Origin of the sequence: Actinoplanes sp. NPDC023936, assembly GCF_040639325.1 — a bacterium.
Taxonomy (GTDB): domain Bacteria; phylum Actinomycetota; class Actinomycetes; order Mycobacteriales; family Micromonosporaceae; genus Actinoplanes.
The window spans coordinates 1-25,305 of record NZ_JBEZZR010000052.1; the positions used below are offsets into that span (position 1 = coordinate 1).

The 25,305-nt window shown below is 71.6% G+C and carries 20 protein-coding genes; 11 read left to right on the forward strand and 9 right to left on the reverse strand.

The annotated features are described in order from the left end of the window. Positions 1–355: 355 nt before the first annotated feature. Positions 356–1,663 carry an MFS transporter gene (locus AB0F72_RS38310; RefSeq protein WP_360442766.1) on the reverse strand — a complete coding sequence of 436 codons (1,308 nt, stop codon included), beginning with the start codon at positions 1,661–1,663 and terminating at the stop codon, positions 356–358. Between the two features lie 122 nt (positions 1,664–1,785). Between AB0F72_RS38310 and AB0F72_RS38315 the strand changes: the two genes are divergently transcribed. After that, complete coding sequence (locus tag AB0F72_RS38315) at positions 1,786–2,979, forward strand: hypothetical protein (RefSeq protein ID WP_360442769.1); 1,194 nt, start codon at positions 1,786–1,788, stop codon at positions 2,977–2,979. Here AB0F72_RS38315 and AB0F72_RS38320 read toward each other — a convergent pair. Then, the gene (locus tag AB0F72_RS38320; protein ID WP_360442772.1) at positions 2,969–4,210 is read right to left on the reverse strand and encodes a PHB depolymerase family esterase; all 1,242 of its coding nucleotides are present in this window, start codon (positions 4,208–4,210) and stop codon (positions 2,969–2,971) included. The two genes, AB0F72_RS38315 and AB0F72_RS38320, sit on opposite strands and share 11 nt — an antisense overlap. A gap of 118 nt (positions 4,211–4,328) precedes the next feature. Here AB0F72_RS38320 and AB0F72_RS38325 point away from each other — a divergent pair, with 118 nt between their 5' ends. Together AB0F72_RS38325 and AB0F72_RS38330 are read left to right on the forward strand one after the other, a co-directional pair. Then, positions 4,329–7,058, forward strand: a complete 2,730-nt coding sequence (locus tag AB0F72_RS38325) for an alpha-amylase family glycosyl hydrolase (RefSeq protein WP_360442775.1) — start codon at positions 4,329–4,331, stop codon at positions 7,056–7,058. A gap of 33 nt (positions 7,059–7,091) precedes the next feature. Next, positions 7,092–9,713 carry an Hsp70 family protein gene (locus AB0F72_RS38330; RefSeq protein ID WP_360442778.1) on the forward strand — a complete coding sequence of 874 codons (2,622 nt, stop codon included), beginning with the start codon at positions 7,092–7,094 and terminating at the stop codon, positions 9,711–9,713. A gap of 4 nt (positions 9,714–9,717) precedes the next feature. Here AB0F72_RS38330 and AB0F72_RS38335 read toward each other — a convergent pair whose 3' ends face one another. Together AB0F72_RS38335 and AB0F72_RS38340 are read right to left on the reverse strand one after the other, a co-directional pair. Next, positions 9,718–10,737, reverse strand: coding sequence for an acyl-CoA desaturase (locus tag AB0F72_RS38335; protein WP_360442780.1), 1,020 nt, complete (start codon positions 10,735–10,737; stop codon positions 9,718–9,720). Between the two features lie 125 nt (positions 10,738–10,862). Then, the gene (locus tag AB0F72_RS38340) at positions 10,863–13,718 is read right to left on the reverse strand and encodes a glycosyl hydrolase (RefSeq protein ID WP_360442783.1); all 2,856 of its coding nucleotides are present in this window, start codon (positions 13,716–13,718) and stop codon (positions 10,863–10,865) included. Between the two features lie 896 nt (positions 13,719–14,614). Between AB0F72_RS38340 and AB0F72_RS38345 the strand changes: the two genes are divergently transcribed. The 5 genes from AB0F72_RS38345 to AB0F72_RS38365 all read left to right on the forward strand — a co-directional run bounded on the left by AB0F72_RS38345 (position 14,615) and on the right by AB0F72_RS38365 (position 17,343). After that, positions 14,615–14,920: a hypothetical protein gene (locus AB0F72_RS38345; RefSeq protein ID WP_360442786.1), complete on the forward strand. Its 306-nt coding sequence runs from the start codon at positions 14,615–14,617 to the stop codon at positions 14,918–14,920. After that, the gene (locus AB0F72_RS38350; protein ID WP_360442789.1) at positions 14,917–15,189 is read left to right on the forward strand and encodes a hypothetical protein; all 273 of its coding nucleotides are present in this window, start codon (positions 14,917–14,919) and stop codon (positions 15,187–15,189) included. Before AB0F72_RS38345 ends, AB0F72_RS38350 begins: the two co-directional genes overlap by 4 nt. Before the next feature lie 45 nt (positions 15,190–15,234). Further along, complete coding sequence (locus AB0F72_RS38355) at positions 15,235–16,377, forward strand: M15 family metallopeptidase (RefSeq protein WP_360442791.1); 1,143 nt, start codon at positions 15,235–15,237, stop codon at positions 16,375–16,377. 76 nt (positions 16,378–16,453) lie between these two features. After that, positions 16,454–17,005 carry a TetR/AcrR family transcriptional regulator gene (locus tag AB0F72_RS38360; protein ID WP_360442794.1) on the forward strand — a complete coding sequence of 184 codons (552 nt, stop codon included), beginning with the start codon at positions 16,454–16,456 and terminating at the stop codon, positions 17,003–17,005. A 44-nt stretch (positions 17,006–17,049) separates the two neighbouring features. After that, positions 17,050–17,343: a hypothetical protein gene (locus tag AB0F72_RS38365; protein WP_360442797.1), complete on the forward strand. Its 294-nt coding sequence runs from the start codon at positions 17,050–17,052 to the stop codon at positions 17,341–17,343. A 207-nt stretch (positions 17,344–17,550) separates the two neighbouring features. Here AB0F72_RS38365 and AB0F72_RS38370 read toward each other — a convergent pair whose 3' ends face one another. Then, entirely contained in the window at positions 17,551–18,150 is a 600-nt protein-coding gene (locus AB0F72_RS38370) for a TetR family transcriptional regulator (protein WP_360442800.1), read from the reverse strand. A 93-nt stretch (positions 18,151–18,243) separates the two neighbouring features. Between AB0F72_RS38370 and AB0F72_RS38375 the strand changes: the two genes are divergently transcribed. Genes AB0F72_RS38375 through AB0F72_RS38385 form a run of 3 tightly spaced genes read left to right on the forward strand, consistent with a single transcriptional unit; the run spans position 18,244 to position 21,564 of the window. Continuing rightward, positions 18,244–19,326, forward strand: a complete 1,083-nt coding sequence (locus AB0F72_RS38375) for an alkene reductase (protein WP_360442803.1) — start codon at positions 18,244–18,246, stop codon at positions 19,324–19,326. A gap of 51 nt (positions 19,327–19,377) precedes the next feature. Then, positions 19,378–20,787 (forward strand): GGDEF domain-containing protein, encoded by a 1,410-nt coding sequence (locus AB0F72_RS38380; RefSeq protein ID WP_360442806.1) that lies wholly within the window; start codon positions 19,378–19,380, stop codon positions 20,785–20,787. A 60-nt stretch (positions 20,788–20,847) separates the two neighbouring features. Further along, positions 20,848–21,564 carry a SprT-like domain-containing protein gene (locus AB0F72_RS38385; RefSeq protein ID WP_360442809.1) on the forward strand — a complete coding sequence of 239 codons (717 nt, stop codon included), beginning with the start codon at positions 20,848–20,850 and terminating at the stop codon, positions 21,562–21,564. Here AB0F72_RS38385 and AB0F72_RS38390 read toward each other — a convergent pair. The 4 genes from AB0F72_RS38390 to AB0F72_RS38405 all read right to left on the reverse strand — a co-directional run bounded on the left by AB0F72_RS38390 (position 21,561) and on the right by AB0F72_RS38405 (position 25,300). After that, the gene (locus tag AB0F72_RS38390; RefSeq protein ID WP_360442812.1) at positions 21,561–21,776 is read right to left on the reverse strand and encodes a hypothetical protein; all 216 of its coding nucleotides are present in this window, start codon (positions 21,774–21,776) and stop codon (positions 21,561–21,563) included. The genes AB0F72_RS38385 and AB0F72_RS38390 overlap by 4 nt on opposite strands. 34 nt (positions 21,777–21,810) lie before the next feature. Next, a complete protein-coding gene (locus tag AB0F72_RS38395) occupies positions 21,811–22,116 on the reverse strand; it encodes an STAS domain-containing protein (RefSeq protein WP_360442815.1) in 306 nt (101 codons plus the stop codon). A gap of 53 nt (positions 22,117–22,169) precedes the next feature. Further along, entirely contained in the window at positions 22,170–24,284 is a 2,115-nt protein-coding gene (locus AB0F72_RS38400; protein WP_360442818.1) for a UvrD-helicase domain-containing protein, read from the reverse strand. 101 nt (positions 24,285–24,385) lie between these two features. Beyond that, entirely contained in the window at positions 24,386–25,300 is a 915-nt protein-coding gene (locus tag AB0F72_RS38405) for a phosphotransferase (RefSeq protein ID WP_360442820.1), read from the reverse strand. Positions 25,301–25,305 lie beyond the last annotated feature (5 nt).

The window sequence follows — 25,305 nt, forward strand, 5'->3', positions numbered from 1 at the left end:
GAACCCGCCAGCACCCGCCACCCCGGACCAGCAACGATCCGCTTCTATCCCGTAACCCGCCAACCAGCAAGATCAACTTAAGCTAAGTGGCATTGGGTGTCGCCCGGCCGTAGCCCAGGCATGTGATCAAGCCCGGGTAACCGCTCGGGCCTACGGCTGGCGCCACCCGGCCGTAGCCCAGGCATGTGATCAAGCCCGGGTAACCGCTCGGGCCTACGGCCGGCGCCGCCCGGCCGTAGCCCAGGCATGTGATCAAGCCCGGGTAACCGCTCTGGCCTACGGCTGGCGCCACCCGGCCGTAGCTCGTGCTAGCTACTAGCCGAAACATGCGTGCGCTGACCGCCCGTGCCAGCGGCTAACTGGGGGATGACGGGCTTCGCCTCACCGCGGGCGGGGCGGGAGTTGTCGCCTGCAGGACGGCTGCGGCCGCGGTCAGGGTGGCGGCCGCCGCGAAGATCAGGGTGGGGGAGGCGTGGGTCAGCGACCACGCGAAGGCGGCTCCCGCCGCTACCGGGACGGCTGCCTCCGCGAGCGCACTCAGGGCGGTCAGCGCGCCCTGCACGGTGCCCTGCTCGCCGGGGTGGATGGTGCGGGAGATCCAGGACTGGCCGGCCGCTCCGGCGATCGAGCCGAGGACGCCGATGGCCTGGCAAAGGTAGAGCGTCGGCGGGGTGGTGGCCATCGCGGTTCCGGCCAGGGCGGCCGCGGTGATCAGGGTACCGGTCACGGCGGCTCGCTTGTCGCCGAGGCGGTGGACGATCGGGCCGGCCGCGCGGTACTGGAAGAGCGCCCCGGCCAGTGCCCCGGCGGCCATCACCAGGCCGGCCTGGGTGGTGCTGAACCGGAACTGGTAGGCGAGGAAGAACGTCCACACCGACTGCTGCGTCATCCGGGCGACGTCGGAGCAGAGCCGCGCGTACGCGAGGCGCCCCAGCACGGGCCGCCGCAGAACGACGATGATCGCGCCGACGGGGTTGACGCCGCGCGGGAAAAGCCCGCTGCGCAGGAAGAGCACGCCGCGCGGGGAGAGCACACCGCGCGGGGAGAGCACGCCGCGCGAGGAGAGCACGCTGCGCGGGGAGGCCGCCGTGCCCGCGGAGGGCGGCCGCGACTCGGGCAGCACGAACCAGCCGTAGGCCGCGTCGGCGAACGACAGCCCGGCCGCGGCCAGGAACGGCAGGCGCACGTCGATCCCGCCGAGCAGGCCGCCGAGCACCGGCCCCGCGACGAACCCGAGGCCGGCCGCCGCCCCGATCCGGCCGTAGGCCCGGGCTCGCCCCTCCGGCGGGGTGACGTCGGCGACGTACGCGTTCACAACGGTGTTCGTGCCCGCGAAGGCGCCGGCCAGCGCGTGGAAGAGCAGCAGCGTCCACGGTTGCGGGCAGGCGGCGTGGGCCAGCCAGTCGACGCCCAGGCAGCCGAGCGAGACCAGCAGGACCGGGCGCCGGCCGTAGCGGTCGGCGAGCCGGCCGAGCAGCGGCGCGACGGCGAACTGCAGGACGCCGTAGGTCGAGCCGAGCAGCCCGGACCAGGTGACGGCGGTGACCGGATCGCCGGTGACAGCGGTCATCAGCGCGGGCAGGATCGGCACGATCAGGCCGAGGCCGAGCAGGTCGAGGAAGACGGTGACGAGCAGGAAGGAGAGGGCGGGCGCCCGGCGCATTGCGGCTCCTGAGGTGGGAAGGGGTGGAGCCCCTCCCGGCCCTCAGGCACGGAGGATCAGAATATCGGCGGCGTCAACCGGTTTTTCGCCCTTCGTTCACCGACTCCGTTGATCATCTTCGGGTGAGACTTGATGATCTTCGGGCGGGAGAGGTGGACTGGCCGTCCCTCGAGATGGCTCGCGGCCCGCGCGAGGAGATGCCGGCACTGTTGCGGCAGCTGTGCTCCGACGACTGGGACGAGCACTGGGCGGCCTACGAGGAGCTGAGCTTCCGGCTGCTCGCGGAGGGAACCGTCTACGAGGCCGCGGCGCACGTCGCGCCGTTCCTCCTGGAAATCGCCGCAGGCGGCGGCAGGCACGGGCCGACCGGGGCGTTCTCGATCCTGTCGGATCTGGTGTGCGGCGACGAGGAGCGCTGGTTCGCCCGGCCGCCGGACATCGCCGCGATGCGCGCCTTCCTGGCCCGTCTCGAGCGGATGAGCCCGGACGACTACCGCGATCACCTGCTGTCGAAGGCCGCCGAGGCGCGCGACGACAGTGAGCGCCGGGCGCTGGAGTTCCGGGTGCGGCTGGCCGGCCTCGACCGGCACCGGGCGTCGCTACGCTGGTGGATCGACGCGATCGACGCGGTGAGCGTCGGGATCCCGTTCTACGTCGCGACGCTCGGCCACGATAGTTTCGCGATGCGGATCTGGGCGGTCAAGCTGCTCTCCTGGTTCGGCGACGAGGAGCCCGGGCACACGATCGCGGTGCGGGCGATTGCCGATGTGCTGGACCACGAGACCGACGAGCGGGTGCTGATGAACGCGGTCATGGCGGCCGGTGTCGCCGGCCGGGCCCAGGACCACGACCTGATCGATCGGGTATGGGTCTTCCTCGACCACCCGGAGCCCCCGGTCCGGAGCGCCGCCGCCCTGTCCTACGCCGCGCTCGTGCCGCGCCCCGGCCGCCGGGTGATCGAGCAGATCTACGACTGCCTGTTCGCCGGGCCGGAGGACCTCGACTGGTTCGTCTTCGCCTATCGGGACATGAGCGCGATGGCCGCATACACGGTGGGGCGCCTGGATCCGGAGAACGCGGACGACCGGGTCGCGGCCCTGGTCGTCCGATGGACGGCCGCCGGTCCGGACGACGACGAGCGCTTCGTCCGGGCGATCCTGACCGCGGCGTTCCCCGGCGGGCCGATCGCCGAGGGCGTCACCCTGGCCGATCTGGATCCGGCGGGACGGGCCGCGGTCGAGGCGATCCTGTCCAGCGGGCGAGCGGGCAGCATGCCGGTGAGGATGCTCCTGAGGGACTACAACGTCATCGGGTGAGCCGCTGGTGGGCCATCCACTGCCAGTAGCGGCGCTCGTTGCGGGCCACGTAGATCCACGACCAGTGGCCCGGGAACGGGTGACCGTTCCAGATCACGTGGTCGTAGAGCGTCACCCGGGCGCCCGGGATCACCTCGGCGGCGTGCACGGTGTTGGGCTGCGGCGGGACGGTGTCGTCGTCGAGCGACGTCACCAGCCAGGACGGGGTGCGGATGCCGGCCAGCTCCGAGTCCGAGATCAGCCCGGTGACGATGCCGCAGATCGGGATCGAGGAGGCGAACAGCCCCGGATAGGCCACTGTCATCTTCATCGACATGTAGCCGCCGTTGCTGCAGCCCACGACGTGGATCCGGCGCGGGTCGACCGGGCGCCGGCGGGCCACGTCGCGGATGATCTCGCGGATCAGCGGGGCGAACCGGTCGCCGTCCGCCATCCAGTACGAGAAGCTCTGCGGCGCCACCACGTACGCGTCGTCGAAGATCCGCTGGGCTTCCGGGGTGGCGAAGCCGAGCGCGCCCCGGTTGGCCCGCAGCGTGGTCTCGTTGTCGTAGTAGCCGTCCGGCAGGGACGCGCCCTCGCCGCCGCCGTGCAGCCAGACGACGAGGGGACGCCTGCCGCGGCCGCGCGGGGCGTACAGGCGATATTTCATCCCGGACGCGGATTCGTGGTAGCTGAACGCGTCCACCTCGGGATTCGACAACCGGCCCTGCGAGAACTGGGAGATCGTCACCGGATGTCCGCCGCGGAGCACAAGAGGCGTGTTCTGCGTGATGGTGTAGACGAGGTCGAGCCGGACATTGCGGCCCCGGCTGACCAGATAGCCGAGCGTGCCGCCGCCGACCTGGCCCTCGGCGTGCGCCAGCTCCAGGACGATGTTGCCGCGCCGGTCGAGGCGGGCCGCGGTGACCGTACGGTCCAGGTCGTACTCACTGAAGATCGGCTCGCCGGGCGCCAGCGGGCTGGTCGCCCGGGCGTGCACGCGGAACGTGCTGGTGGTGACGCTGGCCGGGTCGATGCCGCCGAGCCGGGCGGTCCGCAGCGTGACAGCGGTGACCTGCTCGCCACCGTCCAAGGTCTCCGCATTGAGATCAAAACCGACGGCTTCGGGTACGGGCGAAGCGCCGGCCAGGGCGGCGGATGCTCCGAAACCGGCGCCCAGCCCGGTGCTCAGGCCGGCACCCAGGCCGGCGCCGAGACCGGCGGTGAGAGCGCTGCGACGGCTGATCGGCATGATAACCCCCCGGGTGGCAAGGAATCGACGAACATCGCTGCCTGCAAGGTACTGTCGCCGAAACGGCCTCGCAACAGCCCGGAAATCACTTACGATCGCGGCCGGGGGGTATACGCAGATGTCGATTCGCCGCGCCGTCGCCGTGATCCTGTCCACCGTTCTCGCCGGTACCGCCGGAACCCTGGCGGCCCCGCCCGCGTACGCCGGCGGGGGTCAGCTGCCCGCCCGGCACGCGCTGCGCGGGCCGGTCACCGACGAGAACTTCTACTTCGTGATGGCCGACCGGTTCGCCAACGGGAGCGCCGCGAACGACCGGGGCGGGCTGCCGGACGACCCGCTGGTCAGCGGGTTCGACCCGACCCGCAAGGGCTTCTACAACGGCGGTGACCTGAAGGGCCTGCGGGACCGCATCGACTACATCCAGGACCTCGGCACCACCTCGATCTGGCTGACCCCGAGCTTCCAGAACAAGCCGGTGCAGCTGGAGGACGGGCCGTCAGCGGGGTACCACGGCTACTGGATCACCGACTTCACCCGGATCGACCCGCACCTGGGCAGCAACGAGGAGCTGCGGGCGCTGGTGGACGCGGCCCACGCGAAGGGCATGAAGGTCTACTTCGACATCATCACGAACCACACGGCCGACGTGATCGGCTATCAGGAGGGCGCGCGGCAGCCCTACGTCAGCAAGGACCAGGAGCCTTATCGGACGGCCGACGGGGCGCCCTTCGACGACCGCGACTACCCGAGGGTGTTCCCGCCACTGCAGTTCCCGTACACGCCGGTGCTCGACGAGTCCGAGAAGAACCTGAAGAACCCGGCGTGGCTCAACGACGTCACGCTCTACCACAACCGCGGCGACACGACGTTCACCGGCGAGAACTCCTACTACGGCGACTTCTTCGGCCTGGACGACCTGTTCACCGAGAACCCGCGGGTCGTCCGCGGGATGATCGACATCTACCAGACCTGGATCGCGGACTTCGGCATCGACGGGTTCCGCATCGACACGATGAAGCACGTCGACGACGTGTTCTGGCAGAAGTTCGGCCCCGAGGTGCTCTCCTTCGCCCGCGCGCAGGGCAAGCGCGAGTTCTTCATGTTCGGCGAGGTCTTCGACACCAGCCGCAGCTTCACCTCGCGGTACACCACGAGCAACCGGATGCAGGCGGTCCTCGACTTCCCGTTCCAGGCAGCGGCCCGCGACTTCGCGTCGCGCGGCCACGCGACGAGCGAGCTGGGGGAGTTCTTCGCCGGTGACGACTGGTACACCGACGCCGACTCCAACGTCTACGAGCTGCCCACCTTCCTCGGCAACCACGACATGGGCCGGATCGGCAACTTCGTGGTGACCGACAACCCGGGCGCCGGCGACGCCGAATGGCTGGCCCGGGACCGGCTCGCCCACGAGCTGATGTACTTCTCCCGCGGCAACCCGGTCGTCTACTACGGCGACGAGCAGGGCTTCACCGGTCCCGGCGGCGACCAGGACGCCCGGCAGACGATGTTCGCGAGCCGGGTGCCGGAGTACCTCGACGACGACCTGCTCGGCACGAGCGCCACCCACGCGCAGGACAACTACGTGGCGTCGCATCCGCTCTACCGGACGATCAGCGGGCTGGCCGAGCTGACCCGCCGGCATCCGGCGCTGCGCGACGGCGCCCACCAGCACCGGTACGCGTCAGCGGGTCCCGGCGTCTACGCGTTCTCCCGGATCGGCCGCGACCAGCAGCGCGAGTACGTGGTGGCGCTCAACAACAGCGAGCAGCCGGCCACCGCGGCGATCCCGACCTATGCCGATCGCCAGGCCTTCACCAGGGTGTACGGCACCGGAGCACAGCGGGCGGCCACGGCGAACGGCACGCTGACCGTGACGGTCCCGCCGCTGTCGGCCGTGGTCTACGCGTCGGCGGGCCGGATCCCGTACTCGACGAAGGCCCCCGCCGTCGCGCTCAGCGCGCCCGTCGCGGCGACCGAGACGCCCAGCCGGATCCAGGTCGGCGCCGACGTCGGCGGCTCGTCGTTCTACGAGGTCACGTTCTACGCCCGCAGCGGCGGCGGCGCCTGGACGCCGATCGGCACCGACGACACCGCGCCCTACCGGGTGTTCCACGACGTCGGCTCGCTGCCGGCCGGCGCGGAGGTGCAGTACCGGGCGGTCGTGCTGGACAACCGCGGGCACACCGCGACCAGCGCGCCGCGCGCCGCCCGCGTCCCGGCGCCGCGGCTGACGATCGAGGCCCCGGCCGAGGGCAGCAACGTGCGCGGCCGCCTCGAGGTGCGCGCGGTCGCCGACCCGGAACGCGGCACCCACGTGGTCCGGATCGACCGCAGCATCGCCGGCGGCGCGTGGACCCCGGTCGGCACCGACAGCTCGTCACCCGCGTACACCGCCGTCGACGATCTGACTGCCCTGAATCTGACAGCCGGCACGGCGATCCGGTACCGGGCGGTGCTGAACGGGCGAGCCGGGGAGGTGCGCACGGTCCGGTACGCCGGGCCGCCGGTGGAGATCGCCACCCTGCGCTACCAGCGGCCGGCCGGCGATTACGCCGGATGGGGCCTGCACCTGTGGGGCGACGGCGTGGACCCGGCGCTGCTGGCCCGCATCACCTGGGACAAGCCGATGCCGCCGACCCGGATCGGGGACGACTGGGCGGAGTACGACATCCCGCTCGCCGACGACACGAAGCCGGTCAACTTCATCATGCACCTGCCGAACGGCGACACCGTGCCGACCAGCCGGGAGCCGGGCGGCGACCGGTCGTTCCTGCCGATCGACAGTCCACAAGTGTGGATCAAGCAGGGGGATCCGGCCGTGTACACCAGCCCACCGACCGGAGGATGAAAGTGCCGGCGATGAACCCCTAAGGTCGGTGTGGTGACAGCGGACTACGGCCTGGGCATCGATCTCGGCACCACCCACACGGCGGCGGCCGTGAGCACCGGTGGGCACGTCGAGTCGGTCCGGCTGGGCGCGCGCCGGATGGAGATCCCGTCCGCGGTGTTCGTCAAGGACGACGGCGAGCTGCTCGTCGGCGAGGCCGCCGAGCGGCGCGGCCGGGACGAGCCCGGCCGGCTGGCCCGCGAGTTCAAACGGCGGCTCGGCGACTCGGTGCCCATCCTGGCCGGTGGGATGCCGTTCTCCGCGCACGCGCTCACCGGCAAGCTGCTGCGCTTCGTGCTCGACACCGTGACCCGCGGCCAGGGCGGGCCGCCCGCGCGGGTGGCGCTGACCTACCCGGCGTACTGGGGTCCGTACAAACGTGAGCAGCTGGACCAGGCGATCCGGCTCGCCGACGCGGGCCCGGTGCGGCTGCTCAGCGAGCCCGAGGCGGTGGCCCGCTGGCGCAACGTCGCGTCCGGGCAGACGGTGGCCGTCTACGACCTCGGCGGCAGCGGCTTCGACGTGGCCGTGCTGCGCCGCGAGGGTGACACGTTCACGCTGCTCGGCACGCCGGAAGGGGTCGACCAGCTCGGCGGCGGTGACTTCGACGCGGCCGTCTACGCCCATGTGCTCGGCGCCCTCGACGGGGTCGATCTCGGCGATCCGGAGACCGCGCCGGCGCTCGCCCGGCTGCGGCGGGACTGCGTGGAGGCCAAGGAGTCGCTGTCGTTCGACACCGAGGTGACGGTGGCGGTCGCGGTTCCGGGGCGGCACACCCGCGTGCGCATCAGCCGTTCGGTGTTCGAGGGCTTGATCGCGCTGCCGGTCCGCGACACCGCCGACGCGACCCGGCGGGCGCTGCGGTCGGCGGGCGTGACCGCGGACGATCTCAGCGGGATCCTGCTGGCCGGCGGGTCGTCGCGGATCCCGCTGGTCCGGCGCGTGCTGGCGGACGAGTTCGGCCCGCTGGTCGCCGCGGACGCGCATCCGGAGCTGAGTGTCGCGCTGGGCGCCGCCTCGATCAGCCGCCGTGCGCCGGCCGTCGCCGACTCCGCGGGTCCGGCTTCCGCGGGTCCGGCTTCCGCGGGCCCGGCTTCCGCGGGTACGGGGAAATCTCCCGTGGACGAGCCCTCCGAGGAGCATGTCGCGGCGTCGCGGGGGAGTGCGGCGACCGCCGGCGCGGCCTCGGAGATCTCCCGCCGCGAGTCGGCAGCCGTGGTGTCCAGCGGCGGCCCGCGCACCGAGACCGCCGCCACCGAGCCGGCCGGCGGCTCCCCGGGCGCGCCGGGCGCACCCGCGCTGGGTGCGACCACCGTGCCGGCCGGGTCAGGTGCGACGACGGTGCCGGCCGGGCCCGGTTCGCCGGTTCCGGGGGAGCCGGCCGCCGCGGCGCCGGATCGGCCGCGGTCGCCGGCTGAGCGTCTCGGGTTGTCGCTGCGGGGGCCGGAGAAGCTGGACTTCACCGACCTGCGCACGCCCGTCGACCCGTGGGCCGCCGCCGAGGCCGAGGCCGCTGCCCGTGCGGCGGAGCACCAGTTCGGCGGGGTGTCCGGGGACGCTGCTCCGGCCGTACCCTCGCAAGCGGTGGAGCCGGGCACGCAGTTCATCGCGGCTGCCCCGGGGGCGGATGCCGCGCCCGGCCGGCGCCCGCCGGTGCCGGCGATGGCCGGATTCGTGGTGATGATCGTGGTGTCCGCTGTCGCCGGGGTCGCGATCTCCTCGTCGCTGTCCGACGCGCGCGAGGGTGAGGCCGCCGGACCGGGCGGATCGGCGAGCGCCGCCGGACCGGGCGGGATCCCCGAGGCCAACCTGGTGATCCGCGTCGACACCGGCGGCCCGATGGGCTCGGCGAGCTGGCAACCGACGATCCAGACGCTGAACGCGGCCACCGGCAAGCGCGAGCCGCTGACCGGCACCGAGCCGGGCGACACCCTCCCGCGCTGGTCGAACGACCGCTCGATGATCGCGTTGACGCACCGGAACCCGGACCGGACCAACGAGATCTACGTGATGGACCGCGACGGTGGCAACCGCCGCAAGCTCGTCGGCGGCGTCACCGGCGGCCGGGTCGTGTGGTCGCCGGACAACCGGACGGTCGCCTACGTCAAGGTGCGCAACGGCGTCCCGCAGATCTTCACGATGCCGATCGACGGCGGCCCGGCCGAGCAGATCACCGTCTCGGCGAACGACAAGGACGACCCGGTCTGGACCCCCGACGGGAAGTCGATCATCTATTGGGCGAAGATCGACGGCGTCCGGTCCCTCTGGAAGATCTCGGTGAGCGGCGTCTCCGACAACCGCGCCGTCACGGACCCGGGCCTCGGCGACGCGGTGGACCCGGCGATCTCCCCGGACGGCAGCCTGATCCTGTTCACCCGCAAGATCGACGACAACTACGACATCTGGTCGGTCGAACCGGACGGCTCCAACGCCAAGCCGGTCACCAGCGACGCGACCCGCGAGATGGACCCGACCTGGTCGCCGGACGGGACGTGGCTGGCCTACGTGCGCGGCGACCTCAACCATCCGGCGGTGGTCATCGAGCGGGCCGACGGCGCCGACGAGCAGACGCTGACGACGAACGGCGCCCGCGAGGGCCACCCCTGCTGGTTCTGACCTCTCAGGCCTTCCGCCGCAGGGGTTCGCCGACCTCGTGCAGGTAGCGCAGCGCCTGGCGGTAGGACTCGATCAGGCCGGTCTCCGCGTAGGGGACGCCGAGCTCCGCGCAGTACGCCTGCACGATCGGCTTGGCCCGGCGCAGGTTCGGGGTGGGCATCGCCGGGAACAGGTGGTGCTCGATCTGGTGGTTCAGCCCGCCCAGTGCCGCGTCGATCAGCCGGCCGCCTGTCACATTGCGCGAGGTCAGCACCTGTTTGCGCAGGTAGTCCTCGGTGCCGTCGGGGTGCGGCATGCCTTTGTGGTTCGGGGCGAACGTCATGCCGAGGTAGACGCCGAAGACGCCCTGGTGCACGACGAAGAACGCGGCCGCCTGCCACGGGGTCAGCACCACCGCGAGCGCGCCCAGGTAGGCGACCGCGTGCAGCGCCAGCAGGCCGGCCTCCAGCCCGCGGCGTCGCATGCCCGGCCGGCGCAGCGCCTTCACGCTGGAGATGCGCAGGTCGAGGCTGAGCAGCGTCAGCAGCGGGAAGAAGAGGCCGGCCTGGTGGCGGTTCACGAACGCGCTCAGCCCGTGCCGCCCGAGCGCCGAGTGGGTGGCCCAGATCAGCACCTCGGGCTGCACGTCCGGGTCCAGGTCGTCGTGATTGGGGTTGTTGTGGTGGCGGGTGTGCTTCTCCTGCCACCAGCCGTAACTCATCCCCACCGCGACGTTGCCGGCGATCCGGCCGACCAGGCAGCTGTACCGGCGGGTCCGGAACACCTGGCCGTGCGCCACGTCGTGGGCGAGCAGGCCGACCTGGGTGAACGCGACACCCATCAGCGCGGCGACGGCGAGCTGCCACCACGACTCACCGAGGATCACGAACGCCACCCCGACGCCCGCGAAGAGCGCCGCCACCACCGTCATCCGTACGGCGTAGTAGGCCGGCCGCCGATCGAGGAGCCCCGCCTCGGCGATCCGCCGGTTCAGGGCGGCGAAGTCGCTGCCGGCCGCTCGGGGCCGTTTCATCGCGGACGTCATGATATGTGTGACTCCCTCGCGAGGCGCTCCTGCGTCACGAACGACGAGGACAGCTCGGAGGGTACGGGGTGAGCCCGCTCCGCACCCGGAGAACGCGAATTCGGGTCACGCGGCGGTGCGACGTCTCATCGGTAGTACCTCAGGGTGACCGGGCCGAGCAGGCCGTAGGCCTGGCGTGCGGCGATGCCGAAGACGGACGGGCTGGTGGTGCGCAGCCGGTTGAGCAGGGTGGTGGCGACCTCGACCTCGATGGTGTTGACGCCGCGGCGCAGGCGCAGGTCGGCGACCGGCGCCAGCACGTCGATCGGGGGCAGCCGGCGGCCGTTGAGCCGGACCCGGCAGGTGTCGACCACCTTGCCGAGGTCGAGCAGCGCGGTCGTCGGCGACGCCGCGGTGATCGTGGTGCGGTACCGGCCGATGCCGGAGACGTCGGCCAGTTCCGGGATGGCGGACCAGGGCACCAGCTCGGTGAGCGTCACCTGGTGCTTCGTCACGCCGCTGGGCTGCCAGTCCTCGACCTCCAGCTCCCACGGCGTCGTCACCGGAGCGACATCGGTGAACGTCCGGCTCGGCACCGGCACGCGACGCCGCTCGAAGGCGATGAGACGGGACTGGCCCGGCTGCAACGCGACACGGAGGCGGACCCGGTGACCGTCCCGCTCGTGGGCGATCCCCTCCCGGGCGCCCGTCCAGGCGTTGATGACGACCGGCACCGACGACCGGGACTCGGTGGTCAGCCACACGTCGTGGTCGATCGCCGGGATCACCCGGTTCTCGGCGTGCCGGGCGTTCGCCAGGTAGTAGTAGTCGTCGTCCCCGTCGACCCGGCGCACTGTCATCAGCGACGACCGCGCGTACTCGACGTCCCGCTTCACCCCGAGCTCCTCCAGGGCGGCCGGGATCCCGGTCTGGTCGGCGACGTTGCGGACGACCGGCAGGGCGAGCAGTTGCTGCAACAGGGGCTGCAACTCCGCGGGGTGCACGTCGGACCAGTTGCCGATCACGATGGTCGGCAGCCCTTTCCGGGCGAACGACAGGAGCTGCTGCGCGCCCCGTACCGACAGGGTGTGGTCCTTGCCCCGGAACGCGTCCCCGTCGAGGATCATCGCCTTGTAGCGCGGCGGGCCGAGCCGGCCGTCGCGGACCTTCGCGGCCGGCAGCGACAGCGACGCCTCGTCGGCGAAACCGTGCGTCCAGCCGATCGGGATGCCGTCGTTGGTGGCCCAGGGCGCGCCGATCCCGGTCGCGGTCCAGCCCTTCTGCCGGAAGAACACCAGGTCGGCGCGGGCGGTTCCGGTCTGGAGCACTTCCTGGGTACGGGCGAACCACCCGGACACGTCCCGGGCGTGCCGCCACGTCGGCTGACGCGGGCCCCACGCCTCCGCATAGCCGATGCCGTTGCCGTTGTAGGGCGAGAACGCCGCGAACCCCGGCCACGCCGCACCGGGCGCGTCCTTGTAGGCGAATCCGTGCAGGACCGCCTGGTTGACCCCGCCGGCGAACACGCTGCCCATCGTCTGCAGCACCTTGTTCCAGGTGGTGCTGTAGGCGCCGTTCGCGTAGGCGGCCGCCTCGCAGGAGAGCACCTTCTTCCCGGCCATGTCCCGGGCCGCGGCGAGCACCCGGTAATCGTCCAGGTTCTTGAAGCCGAGCGACTCGCTCTCCGCCACGTCGAGCAGGGTGGCGCTGCGGATCGCGTCGGTGGAGAGCCCGTACGGCTGGGCCCGCAGCTTCAGGCCGAGCGAGTGCGCGAAGTCGCGCAGCGGGATCAGGTGGTTCTCGTGGTACAGGTCGGAGAGCACCTGGTTGAACGCGTCCCGCGCGTGGTTGGTGGGATCGGCCGCGAACGAGTAGAGGTACTTGCCCTTGGGGTTGAGCAGGATCGGCAGCAGCGGCAGCAGGTCGGTGCCGGTGCGCTTCGCGAACTCGGCGGGCATGTCCGGCGTCCACAGCGTCCAGTCGGTCTCCAGTTCGAGGGAGTCCTCGAACAGGTCGCCGCCGGCGTCGCGCAGCAGCGTGCGGATGCTCCGGGTCAGGACCAGCTCGTTCCAGGCGTCGATGATCGCCGTGGTGCCGGCTCTGCTGAAGTGGTCGACCACGTAGGAGTCCGGGTCGGTGTGCGGGCCGCCCTCCGGTTCCTGCCCGGAGCCGCGGACCGTGTACGTGAAGAGCAACCAGTTACCCTCGCCGACGGTGACCTGCACCTGGCCGCCGACCGGGGTGATCGTCTGCACGGAGGCCGGGTCGAGCGTGGTGCCGGAGACCAGCCGGGCGATCTGCACCGCGAAAACGGAGGTGTCGACCGGCGCGGTGATGCCGCCGGTGAAGGGCGTGACGGTGTGCACCAGCTCCTTCGCGGCGGCCGGCGACTCCGGCGTGATGCCGGGGACAGCGGCGGGCCAGCTCGGGCCGACCGCGAGGTCGATGGTCACGCCGCGCTTCCTGGCCTGGCGCAGCGCGGCCTCGACGGCGTCGCGCCAGGGCCGCGTGCCCCAGCCGTGCCCGGCCGGATCGAGGTCGACGCCGCCGCGGATGCTGTGGTGCACGTCCTGGATCTCCATGCCGGCGAACCCCGCGTCGGCGATCTGGTCGATCTCGCGGGCGATCTCGACCGGGTCGACCAGGCCGTGCGGCCACCACCAGCGGAACTTGGCGCCGGCCTCGAACGGCTTCAGGGCGCCGGCCTGGTGAGCGGCGGCGGCCGAGGGCCAGGGGAGGGCCGCGGCGGCGGCGCCGGCGGCGCCGAGGGCGAGAACGGAACGGCGTTTCATCGGGTCTTCTCCAGGAGGGTCGCGGTGATGACTGCTTGCGGGCGCAGGGTGACCGGTCCGGCCCGGTCCGGCCCAGCCGGACGGGAGGATCTTGTTGCGGGAGTTGGCGAGGGTGTTGGTGAGGGTCTTGGTGACGCCGACGCTGATCGTGTTGACGCCGGGCTTCAGCGCGCTGGTGACGTCAACCGTGTAGGGGCGCGGCCGATCCACGCGTCGCCGTCGGTGCGCGGTGCGGTCGGCGCGCCGGTGATCGGGTGAGCGAGGGCCGGGGTGGGGACGGCGGTGGTCGGCAGAGCTGCGGCAGTGCGGGCGGGCAGGAGGGGGCGGGGCACGGCGGCTCCAAAGTGAAATCGTTTCAAAGCGCGGCGGCGGGGCGTGTGCTCTTGACGAATCGAAGCGTTTCGCCTAGGGCTGTTAATCAGCGACAATCGGGGGAGTTGCGAATGTGAAACGTTATAAACACGGCCGTGACGTCACGTTAATATGAGTCGTGGATCACGTCAATAGACGGTGGTGGGGCTGGGTGGGGCTGGCGGTGGGCGCTGGGGGGTCACAAGTCGGGAACCCGGCGTGCGGCGCCCGGCGTGCGGCGATGTCGTTGCGTGTCACGCTGGGTTCCGGCGGTGGCGGAGCGCTGTGGGGTTTGCGTGATTCTGCGGGGCCTGGAACGTCCGCCGGTTTCCGGTAAGCGCGACGTTTACCTCGGATGCCGGCACGCAGGGTGACAACGGTTCGCGCTGACGGGCGGCCCTGGCCCTGGTCGCCGTCGGGTAGCCCTCGGCGGCGATGATGCGCTCGGAGTGACGCGCACCGAGAAGTTTGCCGCGCCCCGGCCGCTCCGGGGTTCCCGGCTGCGCTCCGGCCCACCCCCGGCCGCGCTCCGGCCCACCCGCGGCCGCGCTCCGGCGGCTCCCGGCCGCGCCCCGGCCACCCGCGGCCGCGCTCCGGCCCACCCGCGATCTTGGCGACCTACGCACACGCTGGACACACGCGCAGGACGAGACCAACTCGCCAAGGTCGCGTGGGGGCGGGGAGGCGCGGCGGCGGGTCGGGGCGGCGCGGAGAGGCAGGGGACTATCGGGTGTAGATGGTGTTGAATGGCGGCCATGTCATGGGTTCAGCGGATCGTGGAAGTGACCCGTGCTCGCCCGGAACCGCGTGACATCGCCTGGGCCCCCGTCGATTCTGAGCTTGGCGTCGCCGTTCCGCCCGACTTCCGGGAATTGTGCGCGCTCTTCGGCGGCGGCTATTTCAACGGTTTTCTCCGGCTCCTGACCCCGACGGCCGTGGACAGCGTGCTCTATTGGTTCCGGATGCACCGGAAGAACCCGCAGTTCGACCACCTCTACGCGCCCTACGGCATGTACCACGGCCCCGCCCGCCAGGCCTGCTGCGCTGGGGCGACGACTTGACCGAGGGGGAGTACTACTGGCTGGCGGATGCGCGCGTCGACCCGTACACATGGCCGGTTGTTGCCCGCAAGGACAGCCTCGAGCCCTGGCACCGATATGACATCGGCGTCGCCGAGTTCCTTCACCGGATGCTCACCGAGCATGACTTCACGCCGTTCACCGTGGCCGGCACCGTGAGCACGCTATTCGTCCTGCCCGAGGGTGTGACGATCACGAGCCCCGAGGAATGGAACTTCTGGGCCGGCGGCGATTCCTCAACCGGGGGCTGAGCACGCCGATACGACTCGTCCGCATGATGGGGAGGGGTCACCACCGTGAGACGACGGCTTGTTCTGGGTCCGGTCCTGGCCACGCTGGCAGTCCTCGCCGGCGCGGTCCCGGCGGAAGCAGCCGCCGCAGTCCCGGCGGAAGCAGCCGCCGCAGTCCCGGCGAAGGCCACGGCAGCTGTCACGGCGAAAGCCGGAGCGACTGTAACGGCAGCTGTCACGGCGAAAGCGACGGCGGAAGCCGGCACCACCTGGTCGAAGGTGATGACCCGCAAGCTCACCCTCGAGACGGCGCACGCCACGCTCACCGCGCGACTGCCCGCCATGCGCAAGACCGTGACCACGCGAAATGCCACAGTCGTCGCGGCCCGCAAGGCCGAGGCCGCCGCCACCGCGGCCCTGACCCGCGCGACGAGCGCGGACCAGGTCGCCCGGTCGAAGCACGCCGCCGCGAAGACCGTGACGGTGGCGGCGCGCAAGGCGGTGAGCGCCGCGAAGAAACAGCGCCCCTACAGCGGCAACCGGGTCGCGAAGGCGCAGAAGGCATGGACGGCCGCCGACGCGCAGATGCGGTCCCGTGCGGCCGCCGCGCGGCGGAGCGCCACGGCGCTGTCGGCCGCCCGCACCGCGTCCGGCGGGGCGAAGCGCCAGGTGACCGCCGCCGTCACCGCGCACCAGACGGCCGTCACCGCTGTCGCCAACGCCGAGGCGTCGGTGAAGGCCTGGCCGAAGACCCGTTCCGCGCTGGCCGCGCAGGCGACCGCCCTCAGCGAGCAGGTGGTCACGCAGACACGCGCCAACTTCACCACGGCACAGACCACCCGGGTGTACGGGGTGACCGTCAACAAGATCGTGGCCGTCCCGTTCCAGCGGATGATCGACGACGCCGCGAAGGCCGGCATCAAGCTGTCCGGGGGCGGTTTCCGCACGAAGCAGCAGCAGATCGCCCTGCGCAAGTCGAACGGCTGCCCGGACGTCTGGACCGCGCCCGCCTCGTCGTGCCGGGTGCCGACCGCGATCCCCGGGCGGTCCCTGCACGAGCTCGGCCTGGCGATCGACATGACGTCGGGCGGGAAGGGCATCAACAGCCGCAAGAACCCGGGCTTCGTCTGGATGGCCGCGAACGCCGGCCGGTACGGCCTCGTGAACCTGCCGTCCGAGCCGTGGCACTGGTCGATCACCGGGAGCTGACCCCCACCCGTAAGGCTTTAGGACGGCCGTCCTAGACTCTCACTCTTAGGACGGTCGTCCTAAAGGGGGATCGGTGATGGGAACGCGTGAACAGATCGTCGCGGCTGCGGACCGGCTGTTCTACGAGCACGGTTTCGAGCACACGTCGTTCGCGGCGATCGCGGAGGCCGTGCGCATCTCGCGAGGCAACTTCTACTACCACTTCAAGACCAAGGACGAGATCCTGGCCGCGGTGATCGCGTCACGGGTCGAGGCCACCCGCGAGATGCTGCGCTCCTGGGCGGACGAGTCGGGCGATCCCGCCGAGCGGATCCGGCTGTTCATCCGCATCGTCGTGACCAACGGGCCGGACATCCGTGCCTTCGGATGTCCGGTCGGGACTCTCACCGCGGAGCTGGCGAAGTTGCGTCATCCGTCGCGGCCGGAGGCGACCGCGCTGTTCACGTTGTTCCGCGACTGGCTCGGTGAACAGTTCACCGCGCTCGGGCATGAGACGGACGCCGATGCGATGGCGATGCACGTGCTCACGTTCAGTCAAGGTGTCGCGACCCTTGCCAACGCCTTCGGCGACGAGGATTTCGTACGCCGTGAAGTGGACCGTCTCGAGGCCTGGCTCGCCACGTGCTGACGCCCCTGGATCGTCACCGCGATGTCACTATGAGGGGGAATGGGATGTTCATCGTCTTACTGCGATTCGCCGAGAACAAGGCAGCCGTCGCCGAGCACATGCCCGGTCATCAGGACTGGATCAAGCAAGGTCTGCACGATCAGGTGTTCCTCCTGGTCGGCGGCATCCAGCCGGGTCTCGGTGGTGCGGTTCTGGCGCACAACACGACGCTGCCAGCGTTGCGGCAACGGGTAGCGGGCGACCCGTTCGTCGAGCATCGGGTGGTTGACGCCGAGATCCTGGAGATAGCGCCGGGCATGGCAGACGAGCGACTCAACTTCTTGATGCCGTCGAGTTGACGTGTTGCTGCATCAACCTGTCGTCGAGGAGAGCACCTGTTGACTTGACTTGACTTGACTTGCTGTTGATTCGCTACGTGTCTGACCCGGCTGTTCGGGCGGCTCGTGTGCACCGAATGCGCGGCGTCCTTCACCATCGCCGACAACCTGGCGGCGTCTCACCGTCCTGAACGCGCCGCGGAGAAGGTGGTCGTGACCTTCTGACCGTCAGTCGCGCAGGACGTTCATGGCGCGGTCGAGCAGGTCGTCCCGCGAGCCCGTGCCCTCGCCCGCACCCCACGCCTGCATGGCCGCGTTGTAGCAGGCCAGCGCGGACGCGACGAGCGCCCGGGGCGCCGGGTCCCGGTCGGCGGGCAGGTCTCCGGCCAGGCGCTCGGCGACCAGGGGGACCAGCAGGTCCTCCCAGGTCTGCTGCTTCTCCGCGTAGCGAGCCGTCATCGTCGGGCTCTCCTGGAGCATCCGCATGAACGACAGGGAACGCTCCGGCGCGTCCGCGTTCATGGCGGTGAACAGGTCGAACGTGCGGCGCAGCGAGGTCCACGGATGCTCGTCGCCGGGTCGCGCGCGGAACGCGGCCACGAGCGCCGGGCCGAGGTCCTCCAGCCAGGTCAGCACCACGTCCTCCTTGGCGCCGAAGTAGCGGAAGAACGTGGTGCGGGAGAGCCCGGCCTCGGCGGCGATCTGCTCCACGGTGGTGTTGTCACAGCCCTGCTCGGCGAAGAGCCGCGTCGCGATGGCGCTGACCTCGTCACGCATCGCCTGCCGGGTCCGCTGCCGCAGGGTCGGCCTCTTCGCTGTGTCGTTCACAACAGCATCGTACTCGGTCCTCAAGTGGGACCCAGTACCACTTGGCGTTACGGTTCCTCGTAGAGATCGTCCTGCAACGAGAACGAGGACCACATGTCGAAGCTGTTCACGCCCCTGGAGCTGGGCGCCCTGCGCCTGCGCAACCGCATGGTGATGGCGCCGCTCACCCGGCTGCGCGCCGGCGTCGAGGGCGTCCCCGGCGACCTGCTGGTCGAGCACTACCGGCAGCGCGCCTCGCTGGGCATGATCGTCACCGAGGGCACCTGGCCGGTACGCGAGGGCCGCACCTGGATCGGCCAGCCCGGCATCGAGACCGCCGAGCAGGTGGCCGGCTGGCGCCGGGTCACCGACGCCGTGCACGAGGCCGGCGGCACGATCGTCATGCAGATCATGCACGGCGGCCGGATCTCCCACCCCGAGATCGGCGGCACCGGCCGGATCGTCGCGCCCAGCGCCATCGCCGCCCCGGGCGAGGTCCGGCTTCCCGACGGCAGCAAGGCCGATCACCCCGTACCGGAAGCCTTGGATCGTGATGAGATCCCGGTCATCGTCGCCGGATTCGTCGCGGCGGCCCGCAACGCGATCGCGGCCGGTCTGGACGGCGTGGAGCTGCACAGCGCCAACGGGTACCTGCTGCACCAGTTCCTCTCGCCGGCCGCGAACACCCGCACCGACGAGTACGGCGGCTCGCCGGCCAACCGTGCCCGCCTGACCATCGAGGTCGTCACGGCTGTCGCCGAGGCCATCGGCGCGGACCGCACCGGTCTGCGGGTCTCCCCGGAGCACAACATCCAGGGCGCCCTGGAGACCGACCCGTCCGACGTCGCCGCCACCTACACCGCGCTGGCCGAGGGCCTCGCCCCGCTCGGGCTGGCGTTCGTCGACATCCTGCACGCCGACCCGGCCGGCGAGCTGGTCCAGAAGTTCCGGCACGCGGTCGGTGCCCCGGCGATCGTCAACAGCGGGTTCGGCGTCCAGACCACCCGCGAGGAGGCGACCCGCCTCGTCGACGAGGGAATCGGCGACGCGGTGGCGATCGGCCGCCCGGTCATCGCCAACCCCGACCTGGCCGTGCGCTGGGCCACCGAGGCCGGGGAGAACGCGCCGGACCCGAGCACGTTCTACGCGCCCGACGGTCGCGGCTACATCGACTACCCCACGCTCGACGTGGCGTAACGCACCTCGGTTACCCCGCAGGAACGGCCACCGCCTGCCGACAGTCGGTCCATGGCAGCTCGCAGGACCTGGCTTCTGATCGGCGTCACGGCGGTGGCCGTCGCCGGGTCGATCGTCAAGTACGACACCACCCCCGGCAACGTCCTTTACGTCGCCGTCTACCTGGCGCTGTGCGCGATCGCCTGGCACGCGGTCGCCCGGATGGAACCGGGCCCGCAGCGGTTGCCGTGGGCGCTGATCGCCGCCTCCCAGACGCTGTGGCTGAGCGGTGACGTGATCGAGCTGGCCTACTACTACCGGTCCAGCGTGCCGCCGGTCGGTCTGGCCGACGCCTGCTGGCTGGGCGGATATCCGCTGCTCGCGGTGGCCCTGACACTGATGGCCCGGCACCGGGCGCCGGGCCGGCTGCGCAGCGCCGTGCTCGACGGCCTGACGCTGACCGTGGCCGCCGGGCTGGCGAGCTGGCAGTTCCTGATCCTGCCGAACCTGAACACGGGACTGAGCCTGGCCGAGACGATCATCCCGCCGCTCTACCCGATCGCGGACATCGTGCTGCTCGCCGGGGTGCTGTTCATCGCGTTCTCGCCCGGCGACCGTGGCGCTCCGACCCGGCTGCTGCTCGGCGCGGTGATGCTGTACCTGGCCGTGGACATCGGTTACAACGTGCTGCCGTACTTCGTGGACTACGGCCTCGTGGAGCGCATCGGGCCGCTGATCATTCTCGGCAACGCGCTCATCGTCGGGGCGTGCGTGCACCCGCAGCGGGCGGAACTGACGCGCACCGGCGAACAGCTGAACCTCCTGCATCCGTCTCGGGTGCTCTTCCTGGGCCTGGCGCTGCTGACCGCGCCGACGCTGGCGCTGATGGAGAACGGCGTCGCCAGCAAGGCGATGGCCGCGCTGATCGCCACCGCCCTGAGCACCGGCTTCGTGCTCACTCGCTTCACCACTGCGGTTCGCGAGCAGGAGAAGGCCCAGGCCGAGCTGGCGTTCCGGGCCCGCCACGACGCGCTCACCGGGCTGGCGAACCGGGCCGTGCTCACCACCGAGATGGAACGGGCCCGCTCCGGGCCGGTCGCCGTGCTCTACCTCGACCTCGACGGCTTCAAGCAGGTCAACGACAGGTACGGGCATCACGCCGGCGACGTCGTGCTGGCCACCGTGGCGGCCCGGCTGTCGAGCGCGGTCCGCGGCACGGACCTGGTGGTACGCCTCGGCGGCGACGAGTTCGTGCTGTTCTGCCCGGACCTGCCCGAGGAGGAGGCGGTCCACCTCGCCGAACGGGTGCTGTCCGACGTGGCGCAGCCGATCCCGTTCCGCGGTGAGCTGCTCGACATCGGGGTGAGCGTGGGCATCGCGGCGTACGGTCAGCTCGACGGCGCCGACGTGCTGCGGACCGCTGACATGGCGATGTACGAGGCGAAGCGGCTCGGCCGGGGCCGCTGGGTGCTGGCCGGATGACGGTGCCGGCCGCAGGACGGTGCCGGCCGGAGGACAATGCCGGGCGGATAACGTAGCCGCGTGGATCTGACCGATGCCCGGGAACTCGCCACCGGCCTGATGCGCAAACACCGGCTCGCCGGTTGGAAACTGGTGTTCGACGACGCCAAGACCCGCGCCGGGGTGTGCCGCCACGACCGCAAGGAGATCGGCCTGTCCCGGCCGCTGATCCGCCTCTACGCCGCCGAGCAGGTCACCGACACCGTGCTGCACGAGATCGCGCACGCGCTCGCCGGCCCGCAGCACGGCCACGACCGGGTGTGGCGGGCGACGGCGCTGCGGATCGGCTGCTCCGGCACGCGGTGCGTCGCGGAGGACGCGCCACGGGTGGACGGGGACTGGGTGGGCACCTGCCCCGCCGGGCATCGCACGACCGCGCACCGCCGCCCGTCCCGGGTGCGGTCGTGCCTGGACTGTTCGCCCCGGTTCGACGAGTCAGCGATCTTCACCTGGACGTACCGGGGTCGGCCGGCGCCGATGCTGCCGTCCTACACCGCGGAGCTGGCGCGGATCCGGCAGCGCGACCCCGCCGGCGCACCGGCCGCCGTTCCCGCCGGCCGGGCGCTCGGCGTGGGGGAGCGGGTACGGCTGACCGGCGGCGGACGCTACGACGGGCTGGTCGGCACGATCGTGAAACGGGGCCGCACCCGGTATCACGTGCAGACCCCGTCGGGCGTGCTGGGAGCCCCGTTCGCGCTGGTGGAGCCGCTACCGGCGGGTGACCACGCGAGCCCCTAGGCGTCGTCGAGATCGTCCGCCCGGCGGTCGATCGCCTTGGCCTGCGCGGTGATCCGGTCGGCGAGCGCGTGCTGCCGCGCCTTCGTGGCCGGATCCGGCGACCGTTCGGCGGCCGCGTGCATCAGGGCCTCCGTCCGTTCCAGCTGGGCGGCGGTGTCGTGCATCGTCGAGGTGGTCCGATGCTGCGCCGTGTCGTCGTCATTCCGAGTCACACCCGGCTCTCTACCCACTCGGGTGGATCATCATTCACGAGTGCGCGAGCAGCGCGGTCATGCCGACGATCTCCAGCACCCGGCGGACCTGAGGTTGCACCTCCACCAGTTGCAGGGCGATCCGGCGCCGGGCGGCCATCGCGTACGCCTCGTCGAGCACCCGGATCCCCGACGAGTCACAGAACGTCACTCCGGCGAAATCCACGACGAGGGTACGGGTACCGCCCCGCTCCGCACCGGCCCGCAGCGCTGCCGCCAGTTCGTCGGCGGAGTCCATGTCGATCTCCCCGGTCACGCTGATCCGCGTGACGCCGGCGGGCGCCGAACTCAGTCTGATCATCGGTCCCGTCCGGTCTGGGGTGGTGGCTGTCGCCCGTACCGGGATACCCCAGTTCACCGACCGTACACGACCGTCAATTGACCGAGTTCCTGTGTGCACCGGGTCAGGGCCACGTACAGCCCGTTCCAGCCGCGGGGCTCGGCGGCGATGCCGTCCGGGTCGACGACCAGTGTCGCGTCCCACTCCAGGCCCTTCGCCTGGGTGGCGGTCAGCACCGGCACGTCGGCCAGCACCTCCCGCAGCCCGGCGACGCGTCCGGCGGGCGCGACCACGCCGACGGTGCCGCCGGTCCAGCGTTCCCGCAGCTCCCGCACCGCCTGGAGCGCCGCGCCGGGGGTCTCGTCCGGGGTTGCCGTGAGCTCCCACGGCTCGATGCCGGACGAGCGCACGGCCCGCGGCGGAGCGTTGCGGCTGCCGGCTTTCGCCAGCACCGGGCCGGTGAGCGCCATGACCTCGCGCGGTGTCCGGTAGCAGATGGTCAGCTCGGCGGCGGTCCACCTGTCGCCGAGCGCGGCCCGCACCGCCTGCGCCCAGCTGGTGTGCTGGTGCGCCGCCTCCGCCTGGTCGATGTCGCCGACCGCGGTGATGGATCGGCTGGGGCAGCGCCGCAGCACCATCTGCCACTGCATCTCGGAGAGCTCCTGCGCCTCGTCGATGACGACGTGCCCGTACACCCAGTCGCGCTGCCGCCGGGCGCGGTCGGCGACCAGCTCGCCGTCCGGTGCGGAGACCTGGTCGCCCAGCAGGTCGGCTGTCGCGTCGAGCAGCGGGATGTCGCTGGACGACCAGCCGCCGGGTTCGCCGGCGACGGCGGCGATCTCGGCCGGCGACAGCGACGGGGCGAACGTGGCCAGCAGCGCCGGGTCGGACAGCAGGCCGCGCAGCAGCCGCCCCGGCTCCCGGGTGGGCCAGAACGCCTCGACGAACCGCGCGATGACCGGGTCGGCGGCGATCCGCTCGCCCAGCTCCTCGATCTCCTCCTCGGAGAGCAGGCCGTCCACCGCGCCGCCGCCGTCGACGCCGTTGCTGCTGTCGAAGCGGGCGAGGATGTCCTCGTACCCCTGCTCCATCTCCGCCAGCAGCGTCTCACGCTGCTCCGCGATCGCCTCGGCGAGGAGGTGATGCAGCTGGTCGGCGAAGACCGCACGAGCCCGATGGTACGGGCGGCCCTGCACCGCCGAGGCGAGCGCCTGCGCGACAGCCGACTCCGGAATGACGGTGAACTCGCCCTCCCACCGCAGTCGCAGGTCGCGGGCCGGTGGGAACAGCGAGGTGACGTACCGCTCGAGCGTCTCCTGCCACACCGCCCGTCCCTTGATCTCGGCGAGGCGCCGGCTCTCGGCACGCTCCACCCGGACGCCGGGCACCAGCGTGTCGCAGGTCGCCGACACCACGGCGGTCTCGCCGAGCGCGGGCAGCACCTGGGCGATGTAGTCGAGGAACCGATCGGACGGCCCGAGCACCAGAACCGCCTGGTCGGCCATCTGCCGGTGGGTGAAGAGCAGGTAGGCGACCCGGTGCAGGGCCACCACGGTCTTGCCGGTGCCCGGACCGCCCTGCACGATCAGCGGGCCGGTCGCCTCGGCCCGGATGATGTCGTCCTGTTCGCGCTGCAGCGTGGCGATCGCCGTGGACATCCGGCCGGTGCGGCGCTGGTCGAGCGCGGCGAGCAGGGCGCCCTCGCCGACGAGGCCGGCGCCCGCGGCGCCGTCCAGGGGCTCGTCGTCGACGCCGAGGACGACGGATCCGGTGGTGCGGATGTGGCGGCGGCGGGCCTGACCTTGCGGGTCGACGGCCGTCGCGGTGTAGAACGGCCGGGCCGCGGCCGCACGCCAGTCCAGCAGCAGCGGTTCGGCGTCGGCGGCGTTGTCGGCGTCGGCGTCGGCGTTGTCGTCCGACGCCCGCAGCCCGATCCGGCCGACGTGCCGCACGGTGCCGTCCACGGCGTCGATCCGGCCGAAGACCAGGCCTTCCCGCGCCCGCCGCAGCTCCTCGTGCTGCGCGCGCAGCATCCGCTGCCGGGCCCGCTCGACCGCGTCGGTGGGGTCCGCCGCGAGCTCCGCCCGCAGATGCTCGGCGAGCCGATCGCGCCGGGCCGTGGCCCGGTCGAGAAACTCCTGCTCCTCGGCGATGGCAGACGTGTGGTGCGAATCAGAGTCCCTGCGCATCGCAGAAGGCTAAATCCATAAACGCGGAAAATGCCAACCGGAGAGACGGTTGCCTCAATTCTCTTGCGATTCCGGGCGGTCTCGCATCTCTCCTTTGAAAATCAATTCTTGACGGTACGGCCGAACTGTGATCTGACCAGCCTCCGGATGTGTTCGGCAGCCCGGTCCGCGACGATGTGCCCGACCGGGCGGGTGGTCAGGTCGCTGAGCGCGAACATGTCCAGCACATCGCCCAGGTAGGCCCAGTCCGCGGCGACCGGCAGGCTCTGATTCCCGGCGAAGCCGTCCCGGAAGCCGTCCCGGAATCCCGCGGGATAATCGTCGCTGAACCGGGCCATGTTGGCGGCGTCGGCATATGGGCTGCCGGAATAGCTGAACTCCCAGTCGAGCAGGGAACGCACTTCCCAGCCGCTGTCAAGCCGGGCCACCAGAATGTTTTTCGGATTGATGTCGGAGTGCACGAGCCGGGTGTGCCAGTCGATCTCCCGCAACGCTCGCGCGTGAACGGCGCACAGTTTCACCCAGCCGCGCCGGGTCTCGGCGTCGAGCCGCCCGGCGGGCGCCGCGCTCATGCAGTGCTCGGCCACCTCGGCGAGCTGCTCCGACCAGGGCCGCTCCTCGGCGACGTCCAGGCTCGCGCCGGTGAAGAACCCCCGCCGCCCGAACTCGACCCGCGCCACCCCGGCGACGGTCCGGCCGACTTCGGCGCCCAGCTCGGCTGCCTCGCGCCGGCCGAGGTCACCGGCCAGGACGTCGCTCAGGACGACACCCTCCACGTACTCGATGACCGTGGCCGACGGCGTGACCAGCAGAACCTCCGGAACCGGCACGTGCCGCCGGGCGGCGGCCATCACCCCGGCCTCGATCGCCGGGTCCGACCCGCCGAAGCGCACCACCACCCGTCGATCGGCGAGCGTGACCAGCAGCGTCTCGTGCGAGAACCCGCCGGCCAGCCTGGACGTGCTCACCACCCGGCTGCCCAGCGCCTGCGCCACGGACTCCAGTCGCTCGATCATGCGAC